This window comes from Pseudomonas sp. SCT (assembly GCF_003864275.1).
GTDB lineage: Bacteria > Pseudomonadota > Gammaproteobacteria > Pseudomonadales > Pseudomonadaceae > Stutzerimonas > Stutzerimonas stutzeri_AE.
Genome location: NZ_BDJA01000003.1, coordinates 550236 through 560655, shown reverse-complemented (window position 1 = coordinate 560655; position 10420 = coordinate 550236). Strand labels below are relative to the sequence as shown.

Below are 10420 nucleotides of genomic sequence, written 5' to 3'. Positions count from 1 at the left end.
GAGGCCGGTTTCAAACCGCTCGGGTTGGGAGGGAGGAATAGGCCGCGCCTCACCAGAAGGGCCGTGTGCGGCTGTATCCAAGTCCAAGCTATTGCTTCAGATAGCGCCAGTGATGGTGTCGGACGTTCCAGCCAGCGGACGGCTACGTTGCTACTGGTGAATCATCAGGGGGAGAGGTTGCGCAAGGTGTGCTTGAGATGCAGCTTGTTGAACAGCTCGATAGGGCGGGGGCAAAAAGCAGTCTGTGGTGGTCAACACATCCCTGACAGAGTGGATTTCGTCTACCGCTAGTTAGCCCGTTGTCGTAGTGATGCGGAGTGATCAAGTTGTAGCAGCGCATCGGAAGTGGGTGATGCCCCGTTGAGCCTCTAAGACCGTGGAATCCGTTGCTGGTACCCATTTCGATTTTAGAATGCGGAACAGGCGCGCCTAGGGAGCTCACGGTTCAGCCGGTTGTGCATCTGGTGTTCATTTATACGCATGTGAGCCAGGTATACGCATGTGAGCCAGGCTGGCTTCTACCAGCCTCAGCTCACGTGTCAGCTGACGCACCCGATAACGACCAATCGTTACGCGATCCTCGCGCTACATAGTCGGGATTGAGCCGACCGGCTATTCACGACACAGGTTGTCCTGCCCGTCTCGTTCAGCGGTTAGTCCGCCATTGCAAGCTGTACGAGGCCGGCAACGGTCAGGAGCAGCCCGTTCATCTCTTATCACTATTCTCGCTGCCCCGATTCGAGCATGGTTTCCGGGCGAACCCATTGATCGAATTCTTCGCTGCTCAGGTAGCCGAGCTCCATGGCCGCTTCACGCAGTGTGGTGCCCTGCGCATAGGCTTTCTTGGCTATCTCCGCTGCTCGGTCGTAGCCAATATGCGGGTTCAATGCGGTAACCAGCATGAGCCCTCGCTCCAGATGCTCCGCCATGCGTGCCGGGTCCGGTTCGAGCCCCGCAATGCAGTGAGTGTTGAAATTGCGACACCCGTCCGACAGAAGCTGAATGGATTGAAGCAGGTTGTGAATGATCACCGGCTTGAACACGTTCAGCTGTAAATGCCCTTGGCTGGCGGCAAAGCTGATGGTCATATCGTTACCCATCACCTGACAGGCAAGCATCGACAACGCCTCGCACTGGGTTGGGTTCACTTTGCCCGGCATGATCGAACTCCCAGGCTCGTTGGCGGGTAACCGTATTTCTGCAAAGCCTCCGCGTGGGCCTGAGCCAAGCAGGCGAAGATCATTGGCCAGCTTCATCAAGGCTACAGCCAGGGTCTTCAATGCACCGGACAGAGCTACCAGCGGCTCATGTCCCGCCAATGCAGCGAATTTATTGGGCGCAGATACGAACGGAAGGCCCGAAAGCGCTGCAAGCTCCGCTGCAATGGCTTCGGCGAACCCGTGTGGGGAGTTCAGGCCGGTTCCTACGGCAGTACCGCCCTGCGCCAGCTCGTACACGGCCGGTAAGGACTGACGAATCGTGCGTTCGGCAATGTCCAGCTGGGCAACGAAGGCCGACATCTCTTGGCCAAAGGTGATCGGAGTGGCATCCATCATATGGGTGCGTCCGGTCTTGATAAGCTTGCTGTGCCGGGCCGAGAGCTCTGCGAGGCCGCCTGAGAGCTCTGCCAGCGCGGGAAGCAGCTTGGCATGGACCGCTTTGGCTGCAGCGATGTGCATTGCGGTCGGGAAACAGTCATTGGAGCTTTGAGCGCGGTTCACATGATCATTGGGATGCACGGGAGACTTGCCCCCGCGTGTGCCGCCAGCGAGCTCGTTGGCGCGACCCGCGATGACTTCGTTGACGTTCATGTTGCTCTGCGTGCCGCTGCCGGTTTGCCAGACCACTAGCGGGAACTGGTCGTCGTGCTGCCCATGCAGGATCTCGTCTGCGGCTTGTTCGATCAGGCGAGCCACATCGGGCGGCAGGTCACCAATCCGATCATTCACCCGTGCTGCGGCTTTCTTGATCAAGGCCAGCGCGTGGAGCACTTCGATCGGCATGCGCTCCGTGCCGATTTCGAAATTGCTCAGTGAACGTTGCGTCTGGGCACCCCAGTAAGCCTGATCCGGTACTTCGACTGATCCCAGGCTGTCGGTTTCTGTACGCGTCATGAAATGCTCCTGCTCGATAGTACTGGTTAGGGTGCCTTGCGGTGCCGGCGGTTCCCCTAACGTACCGCTCGCGGCTTGAGGCATTGGAACTCCCGGCGCAGAATGTGTCCATTGATGGCTACCTATAGCCTGCCCAAGGGATTTCCAATGCCAACGTTTCGTACTCAGGCCTTGCGCTCTGCAATGCTGTTTATCTGTATCAGTTCATCGGCCATGGCCGATAGCGCGAGCCATGCCGGGAGCGCAGAGCGTTTCCTGCAGCTAGCCAACGCGGACCGGCTCGCCGTACCCGTCTATGCCCAGGTGCAGCAGATGTTTGCGCAACGCTTTGCCGAGGCGCAGGGCTCTGACAGCAAGAAGGCGATGCTCGAGCGCTATCAGGCTCAGGCCAATACGGCGCTGGACAAGGCCATAGGCTGGGACAAGTTGAAGCCCGATCTGGTCGCCCTGTACACCAGCCAGTTTTCCGAAACCGAACTGAATCAGCTGATCGATTTCTACCAATCCCCGCTGGGCAAGAAGATGCTGACCAAGCTGCCGGAACTCAATGCACGCTCAGCTCAGCTTACCCAGGTCAAGCTGGAAGGTGCTGTACCGGAAGTGAACAAGTTGCTGGCTGACATGACGGCCGAGCTCGAAAAACAGAAGCCTTGAGAGACCCAGGTAAATGCGCAAGATCGATTCGATTCAGAATGCCCTGCAAGCCCTGCAGCCAGAACATCTCGAAGTCCTCGATGAGAGTCACATGCACAGTCGGGGGCAGGAGACTCACTACAAGGCTGTGATCGTCAGCCAGCAGTTCGCTGGTCTGAACTCAGTCAAACGCCATCAACGGGCCTACGCAGCGATGGGTGATCTGATGCGTGAGGTGCATGCGTTGGCATTGCACACTTACACGCCTGAGGAGTGGGCGCAACAGCGCGCGGCCCCGGCGTCGCCGGTCTGCGCTGGGGGGCATAAGTAGACGCGCTCGCGCAGGACCGCCCAGGCGTTCTTTGTTAGACTTTCGCTCGCGCCGGCCCACGCCGGCGTTTTCGTTTGTATCCGGTCCACCCTTTACGTGGGTGACCACTGGTGGAAGTACTCATGACCCAAAGAATCGTTGTGGCCGCGTTGTACAAGTTCGTATCGCTGCCGGATTACGTTGCGTTGCGCGAGCCTTTGCTCGAAGCACTCCTTCTGCACGGCATCAAGGGAACGCTGTTGCTCGCGGAAGAAGGCATCAATGGCACGGTTTCCGGGACGCGCGAGGCCATCGACGCGCTGCTGGACTGGTTCCGTCGCGATGACCGTCTGGCCGATATCGATCACAAGGAATCGTACTGCGACGAGCAGCCGTTCTATCGCACCAAGGTCAAGCTGAAGAAAGAGATCGTCACGCTCGGCGTCGATGGCGTCGATCCCAACAAGCAGGTCGGCACTTACGTGGAACCGCGAGACTGGAACGAGCTTATCGCCGATCCCGAAGTGCTTCTCATCGATACGCGAAATGACTACGAGGTAGCGATCGGCACATTCGAGGGCGCGGTCGACCCCAAGACCAAGTCGTTCCGCGAGTTTCCCGAGTACATCAAGGCCCACTACGATCCGGCGAAGCACAAGAAGGTCGCGATGTTCTGCACCGGCGGCATTCGTTGCGAAAAGGCGTCGAGTTACATGCTCGGCGAGGGCTTCGAAGAGGTCTATCACCTCAAGGGCGGCATTCTCAAATACCTGGAAGAGGTACCCGAGGCACAAAGCCGCTGGCAGGGTGACTGCTTCGTGTTCGATAACCGGGTAACGGTACGCCATGACCTCAGCGTCGGCGAGTTCGACCTCTGCCACGCCTGCCGCGCTCCGCTATCCGTGGAAGATCGGCAATCGGAGCACTACGCTCCGGGAATCAGCTGTCCGCACTGCTGGAATTCGTTAAGCGAGAAAACGCGCGCCGGCGCCCGCGAGCGGCAGAAGCAGATCGAACTGGCGCGCCAGCGCAACCAGCCGCATCCCATCGGCCGCGACCCGCGCGAACTGGATCGCTGAGCGTTGGCCGCCGCGCCAGCCCGTCACGCAGTAGTGGAGTAACGAAGTGGCCCGACTGATCTATGTGATGGACCCGATGTGCTCCTGGTGCTGGGGTTTTGCGCCGGTGATGACGGCGTTAGCCGGGCAAGCGGAGGAGCAGGGCGTATCGCTTGAGCTGCGGGTCGGTGGCCTGCGGCGTGAACGCGTCGTGATGGATCAGGCCGGGCGACAGCGCACATTGTCCTACTGGCAAGCCGTGCATTCGGCGACGGGGCAGGCTTTCAACCTGGAGCAGGGTCTGCCTGAAGCGCTGGTCTACGACACCGAACCAGCCTGCAGAGCCCTCGTTGCGGCTCGTGGCCTTGACGAGGCTCGTATCTGGTCGCTGTCGTTACTGATCCAACAGGCGTTCTATGAGCACGGGCGTGATGTGACCCAACCATCAGTGCTCGTCGGCCTGGCTGAAGCCGCCGGCTTTTCGCGCAGCGAATTCGCCGAGCGGTATGACGACCCTGCCACCAAAGCGGCTACCGCGGCTGACTTCATCTGGGTGGAGAATCTGGGCATCGCGGGGTTCCCCACGTTGTTGGCTGAGCACGAAGGACAACTGGCACTGGTTACCAATGGCTATCAACCTTTGCCTGCGCTGGCACCGCTATTGGCGCGCTGGCTGGAGCGCAACGCCCATGGCTGACCAACTCAGCTGGGCGGAAATCCGCAGGCTCGCGCTGCATCACCGCAAGGCGCTGATTCTGGCGAATCTGGTCGCGGTGCTGGCGACGCTCTGCAGCGTACCGATTCCCTTGCTGCTGCCGTTGCTGGTCGACGAAGTGTTGCTAGGTGCCGGTGATACTGCACTGCAGGTGATGGATCGCTTCCTGCCTGCCAGTTGGGAAAGTGCGGCGGGCTATATCGGGCTGATGCTGGGTATAACACTGGTCTTGCGAGCCTCGGCACTGGTGTTCAACGTGCTTCAGGCACGCCTGTTTGCGCGGCTGTCGAAAGACATCGTGTACCGCATTCGCGTGCGGCTGATCGAGCGCCTCAAGCGCATCGCCCTCGCCGAATACGAAAGCCTTGGCGGCGGTACGGTGGCAGCGCATCTGGTCACCGATCTGGAGACCATCGACAAGTTCATCGGCGACACGCTAAGCCGTCTGCTGGTTGCCGTGCTGTCGATCATCGGAACGGCGGCCATTCTGGTGTGGATGCACTGGCAACTCGCTCTGCTGATCCTCCTGTTCAATCCGCTGGTGATCTTCGCCACGGTGCAATTGGGCAAGCGCGTAAAACATCTGAAGAAGCTTGAGAACGACAGTACCTCGCGCTTCACCCAGGCGCTGACCGAGACCCTCGACGCGATCCAGGAGGTGCGTGCGGGCAATCGGCAAGGCTTTTTCCTCGGGCGCCTGGGGTTGCGCGCGCGCGAAGTGCGGGACTATGCAGTTGCCTCGCAGTGGAAGACCGACGCGTCCAACCGTGCCAGCGGCTTGCTGTTCCAGTTTGGTATCGACGTATTTCGTGCCGCAGCGATGCTGACCGTGCTGTTCTCAGATCTGTCGATCGGCCAGATGCTCGCGGTGTTCAGCTACCTCTGGTTCATGATCGGCCCTGTGGAGCAGCTGCTGAGTCTGCAGTACGCCTTCTATGCTGCCGGAGGTGCGCTGGGCCGGATCAACCAACTGCTGGCGCGGGCAGACGAGCCGCAATATCCCGGTGGGCGGGATCCCTTTGCTGGCCAGACAACGGTTGCAATCGAGGTGCGAGGCTTGCAGTTCGCCTATCAGGACGAACCGGTACTCGAAGGGCTCGATCTCAGCATTGCACCGGGGGAGAAGGTCGCCATCGTCGGGGCCAGTGGCGGAGGCAAGAGCACCCTGGTGCAGTTGCTACTGGGTCTGTATCAACCGCAGGCCGGTCAGATCCGTTTTGGTGGCGTGCCACTCGAGGAAATCGGACTGAGCACCGTCCGCGACAACGTGGCGGTGGTACTGCAGCATCCGGCGCTGTTCAACGATAGCGTGCGAGCCAACCTGATGATGGGCCGCGAGCGGGATGACGATGCCTGCTGGCGAGCGCTGGAAATCGCCCAGCTCGCCGATACGATCCGCCAGTTGCCGAACGGGCTGGACAGCATCGTCGGGCGTTCCGGTGTGCGTCTGTCCGGCGGGCAGCGGCAACGGCTGGCTGTGGCACGCATGATTCTCGCCGAGCCGAAAGTGGTCATTCTCGATGAAGCCACCTCGGCGCTCGATGCGGCGACCGAGTATGCGCTGCATCAGGGGCTCAACCGCTTCCTCCAGGGGCGCACGACGCTGATCATTGCCCACCGACTGTCAGCGGTAAAACAGGCTGATCGTGTACTCGTTTTCGATGGCGGCCGCATCGCCGAAGACGGTGACCACCAGCAACTCATTGCTGAAGGCGGACTCTACGCGCGCCTCTACGGGCACCTGCAGCACTAGCGCGGGTGCACCAGCGAGGGCTTCGGCGCGGTTTCGCCGGTTCGGCCGGGCCCGTTCAGGCGCTTGGCCATCGGCGGTCCGGCTCAAAGCATTCCGCGATGGCTTCCGCAAAGTCCCCTCTCTAGAAAGTCTCAGCCTACCGCCAGTCTTAAGGCGCCAAAATATCCTGTCTGGATGCTCAACTATTAGTAATCTCTGCCGACTTCCCGTTGTGCCCCTTTTTGCGGAACCCCTTCTGATGGAACCAGTACTGAATCTCTTCACCAATCTTTCGGTTGGCAAAAAGCTCATCTGCGGCTTCGGCCTGGTATTGCTGTTGACGCTCGGCGTGGCCGGTACCGGATTCGTTGCGGTCGATGAAATTCTTGGTCGGGCGCAACAGATCGAGCAGCTCTCGAGCGTCAACGCATCCATTCTGGCCGCTCGCGGAGCGGAGCGTGATTTCGCCCTGACGCGCCAGCAGTCTTCCGCTGATGCGCTGCACAGCTCCTTGCAGCAGCTCAATACGGAACTGGCGGGCTTGGACGCCAGTTCCAGCGCGGCGGAGCGGGCCTACCTGACGCGAATTCGTCAAGCGGCTGAGGAATACGGGCGTCAATTCGACCGTTACATGCAGCTGATCGAGCGAGGCGTGGCGCTGCGCACGCGTATGCAGGATGCGGCGCAAGTCAGCCGTGAGGAGTTCGAGTTCATCGAGCTGGATATGTATGACGCGGTGCGGGTACTGCGTCTGGAGGGTGATCGGCTCAAAGGTAGCGACCCGCTGACGATCGCTGAAGCGACATCCGGGCTGACCAAGCAGATCCTCGACATGCGTACCCAGGAGAACGTGTTCGTTGCCAATAGCTCCGATGCTGCGGCGAAAAGCTGGGGCGAGCTGCACGGCAACGTCACTGCCATCGGCAGCAACCTGAAGGTCTGGCTGAATGATGATCAACAGGCGTCCATGGACAAGGCCCTCGCGGAGCTGGAGCAATATCGCGCCGCGTTCGATGAGTTTCGCCAGAATCGTGGCGAGCGGCTCGAGCTGGAGCGCTCCATGGCTCAGCAGTCCGAGGTGGTGATCGCTGCCGCCGACGAGGCGCTGGCCAATGCCAGCAATGCGATGCAGCAGCAACAGCGCAGCAGCTACCTGCTGCTCGGTGTGATCGGCGCGCTGGCCATCTTCGTCGGCCTGCTGGCAGCGACTGTCATTTCACGAATGATCGTCGGCCCGCTGCGCAGTACCGTCCAGCAGGCCCAGCGCGTCGCCAACGGCGACCTGACGCACTCCGAGGCCAGCGCACGCCGCGATGAAGTCGGGCAGCTGCAGAACGCCATGCACGGCATGACGCAGAGCCTGCGCAACCTGATCGGTCGCATCGGTGGCGGCGTCAGCCAGATCGCCGCCGCCGCCGATCAACTGTCTGCCGTGACCGCGCAGACCAGTGCTGGGGTTCAGACCCAGCGCGTGGAAACCGAGCAGGTCGCGACCGCCATGCACGAGATGGCCGCTACCGTGCAAGAGGTCGCACGCAATGCCGAGCAGGCGTCCATCGCAGCGCGCCAGGCCGATCAGCAGGCGCGGCAGGGCGATCGGGTCGTACAGGATGCGGTCGGACAGATCGGCAATCTGGCCAGCGAGGTGGATCAGTCAGCTCATGCAATCGAAGCGCTGCATGCCGAAAGCGGGCGGATCGGCAGCGTGCTCGAGGTCATTCGTGCAGTTGCCGAGCAGACCAACCTGTTGGCCCTCAATGCGGCCATCGAGGCGGCACGTGCCGGCGAGCAGGGCCGAGGTTTCGCCGTGGTGGCCGATGAGGTTCGCGCGCTGGCCCGGCGTACGCATGATTCCACCGAAGAGATCGAAGGGCTGATCGCTAATCTGCAACGCGTTGCCCAGCAAGCCGTCGAGCAGATGCAGAGCAGCCGCAGCCTCACCCAGCGCACCGTAGACCTGGCCAACGAAGCTGGCGTCGCGCTGGGTCGGATCACCGAGTCGGTGTCCACCATCGAACAGATGAACCAGCAGATCGCCGCGGCGGCCGAGCAGCAAAGCGCGGTGGCCGAGAACATTTCCGAAAGCGTGACGCGCGTGCGGGATATCGGCGACCAGAGCGCCAGCGCCACGGAGCAGACCGCCGGCGCCAGCGCCGAACTGGCGCGACTCGGGGTGGAGCTGCAGGGCCTGGTTCGCCAGTTCCGTACCTGACACCTAGAGTCACGTAGCCACAAGCGGCTCGCACTCCGAGCCGCCTGGCTTATCGACTACCGTTCAGCTCCGCCGCCCAGGCTGCCAGCGGCAGTGCCGGTTCCTGCTGCCAGATGCGCTGCCACAGACTTGCCAAACGGCTCATGTCGCCCCGATTGGCGGGCAGGCGCTCAGGGAGGGGGACGAGCTGCCAACCCTCGGCAGTGCGTTCAGCGAGCGGGAAGCGAAATGGATGAAATCCGGTCATGCCCAGTCGCAGGTCCGTCACCAGCAGCTGGTTGCCATCCTCGTCATAGCGCAGCACGTTTCCGGTGAACCACTGCAATCGCTCATGTTGCGGTGAATCGCTCAGCGCTTTGGCCAAATGCACATTGCGTGGCAGCCGCACCAGGCTGGGTGGAGCGTCATCCCACCAGCTGACCAGGGTTTCGTAATAATGCTCACCGTCCACCAGAATCACCCGCCACAACAGGCTGTTGAAGGGCGTCGGTGTGCTGAACATGCGTTCTGCCTGAATGCCCTGGCTGGCCACGGCCGACTGCACGCGATGTTCGGCCATCTGCTTGCCGGCCAGGGTGAATCCCAGATAACCGGTTGAGATGATCAGCGCGTAGGTAGGCCATCTGGCGATTCGCCCGCTCAGCCCGAAGAGGCCAGCCGCCAGCACGGCGAGCAATAGCGGAACGCTGTAGAGCGGGTCGATGATGAAGATGCTGGACCAGGCGATAGGCGGCGTGGTCAGTGGCCAGAGCAGCTGCGTGCCATAGCTGGTGAAGGCGTCCAGCAGGACGTGAGTGATCAGCACCAGCCAGATGCTGAAGAACAGTCGTGTACCGGTGTATCGCTCGTCTGGGCGGAATCGCCTGATCAGCCAGGTCAGCAGCACGGCCACCACACTCAGCACGAACAACGAATGGCTGAAGCCACGGTGATAGGTCATGTTGGCGACCGCATCGCCGTAGTCGATGACCACATCGAGGTCCGGCAGGGTGCCGAGCACAGCGCCGTAAGCGAGAGCCTTGCGACCCTGCCAGCGACCGAGCATCGCACCTTGCACGCTGGCACCGAGTAGCGCCTGGGTGATCGAGTCCATGTTCTGATCCGTTGGGGCGGGGGTTTACCTTAGCCGAACGGCTGAAGGCGTCTGTCCTGCAAATATCTAAAAAGTGTGTCGGCGGCGCGCAGTGCATAGGACAATCGCGGGCGTCCATCGTCCGCTGCGAGCCTTCATGCTGGAAATTTCCAATACCGTGCAGTTGCCCGATGCCGAGATCGAGCTGACCGCCATCCGCGCCCAGGGCGCTGGCGGGCAGAACGTCAACAAGGTGTCCAGCGCGTTGCATCTGCGCTTCGACATCCTGGCGTCTTCGTTGCCGGCTTTCTACAAGGAGCGGCTGCTGGCGCTACGTGACAGCCGGATCACCAGCGAGGGCGTGGTGGTCATCAAGGCGCAGCGTTATCGCACCCAGGAGCAGAATCGTCTCGATGCGCTGGAGCGGCTGGCGGAGTTGATCCGCAGTGTCACCAAGGTGGAGAAGGCGCGCCGTCCGACCAAGCCGACGCTGGGCTCGAAGAAGCGTCGGCTTGAGGGCAAGAGCAAACGCGGCGCGATCAAGGCCGGGCGCGGCCGGGTCGACTACTAGCGC

At 61.4% G+C, this 10420-nt stretch carries 9 protein-coding genes and 1 pseudogene; 8 read left to right on the top strand and 2 right to left on the bottom strand.

Annotation, left to right across the window (positions count from 1 at the left end; all coding sequences use genetic code 11):
* Window positions 1-719 precede the first annotated feature (719 nt).
* Complete coding sequence (locus BHD08_RS11095) at window positions 720-2114, bottom strand: class II fumarate hydratase (protein WP_125022212.1); 1395 nt, start codon at window positions 2112-2114, stop codon at window positions 720-722.
* 147 nt (window positions 2115-2261) lie between these two features.
* Here BHD08_RS11095 and BHD08_RS11090 point away from each other — a divergent pair, with 147 nt between their 5' ends.
* The 7 genes and pseudogenes from BHD08_RS11090 to BHD08_RS23490 all read left to right on the top strand — a co-directional run bounded on the left by BHD08_RS11090 (window position 2262) and on the right by BHD08_RS23490 (window position 8774).
* Window positions 2262-2768: a DUF2059 domain-containing protein gene (locus BHD08_RS11090; RefSeq protein ID WP_125022210.1), complete on the top strand. Its 507-nt coding sequence runs from the start codon at window positions 2262-2264 to the stop codon at window positions 2766-2768.
* Window positions 2769-2781: 13 nt separating this feature from the next.
* Complete coding sequence (locus BHD08_RS11085) at window positions 2782-3078, top strand: BolA family transcriptional regulator (protein ID WP_125022208.1); 297 nt, start codon at window positions 2782-2784, stop codon at window positions 3076-3078.
* 122 nt (window positions 3079-3200) lie between these two features.
* Window positions 3201-4136, top strand: a complete 936-nt coding sequence (locus BHD08_RS11080; RefSeq protein ID WP_125022206.1) for a rhodanese-related sulfurtransferase — start codon at window positions 3201-3203, stop codon at window positions 4134-4136.
* A gap of 46 nt (window positions 4137-4182) precedes the next feature.
* On the top strand, window positions 4183-4812 hold the full coding sequence (locus BHD08_RS11075) for a DsbA family protein (RefSeq protein ID WP_125022204.1): 630 nt from the start codon (window positions 4183-4185) through the stop codon (window positions 4810-4812).
* Window positions 4805-6583, top strand: coding sequence for an ABC transporter ATP-binding protein (locus tag BHD08_RS11070; protein ID WP_125022202.1), 1779 nt, complete (start codon window positions 4805-4807; stop codon window positions 6581-6583). Before BHD08_RS11075 ends, BHD08_RS11070 begins: the two co-directional genes overlap by 8 nt.
* A pseudogene (locus BHD08_RS23495) lies at window positions 6492-7916 on the top strand (HAMP domain-containing protein); the annotation flags it as partial. The gene BHD08_RS11070 and the pseudogene BHD08_RS23495, both read left to right, overlap by 92 nt.
* A complete protein-coding gene (locus tag BHD08_RS23490) occupies window positions 7902-8774 on the top strand; it encodes a methyl-accepting chemotaxis protein (protein WP_375708251.1) in 873 nt (290 codons plus the stop codon). The pseudogene BHD08_RS23495 and the gene BHD08_RS23490, both read left to right, overlap by 15 nt.
* A 49-nt stretch (window positions 8775-8823) precedes the next feature.
* On the opposite strand, the gene BHD08_RS11060 is transcribed toward BHD08_RS23490, so the two are convergent.
* A complete protein-coding gene (locus BHD08_RS11060; protein WP_125022199.1) occupies window positions 8824-9867 on the bottom strand; it encodes a metal-dependent hydrolase in 1044 nt (347 codons plus the stop codon).
* A 136-nt stretch (window positions 9868-10003) separates the two neighbouring features.
* On the opposite strand from BHD08_RS11060, the gene arfB reads away from it, so the two are divergent.
* Window positions 10004-10417 carry an alternative ribosome rescue aminoacyl-tRNA hydrolase ArfB gene (arfB, locus tag BHD08_RS11055; RefSeq protein WP_015277444.1) on the top strand — a complete coding sequence of 138 codons (414 nt, stop codon included), beginning with the start codon at window positions 10004-10006 and terminating at the stop codon, window positions 10415-10417.
* Window positions 10418-10420: the final 3 nt, after the last annotated feature.

Bases quoted from the DNA above. Each gene is read 5' to 3' on its own strand.
- BHD08_RS11095 (WP_125022212.1), bottom strand. From the start codon at position 2,114: ATGACGCGTACAGAAACCGACAGCCTGGGATCAGTCGAAGTACCGGAT.
- BHD08_RS11080 (WP_125022206.1), top strand. From the start codon at position 3,201: ATGACCCAAAGAATCGTTGTGGCCGCGTTGTACAAGTTCGTATCGCTG.
- BHD08_RS11085 (WP_125022208.1), top strand. From the start codon at position 2,782: ATGCGCAAGATCGATTCGATTCAGAATGCCCTGCAAGCCCTGCAGCCA.
- BHD08_RS11070 (WP_125022202.1), top strand. From the start codon at position 4,805: ATGGCTGACCAACTCAGCTGGGCGGAAATCCGCAGGCTCGCGCTGCAT.
- BHD08_RS11060 (WP_125022199.1), bottom strand. From the start codon at position 9,867: ATGGACTCGATCACCCAGGCGCTACTCGGTGCCAGCGTGCAAGGTGCG.
- arfB (WP_015277444.1), top strand. From the start codon at position 10,004: ATGCTGGAAATTTCCAATACCGTGCAGTTGCCCGATGCCGAGATCGAG.
- BHD08_RS11090 (WP_125022210.1), top strand. From the start codon at position 2,262: ATGCCAACGTTTCGTACTCAGGCCTTGCGCTCTGCAATGCTGTTTATC.
- BHD08_RS23490 (WP_375708251.1), top strand. From the start codon at position 7,902: ATGCACGGCATGACGCAGAGCCTGCGCAACCTGATCGGTCGCATCGGT.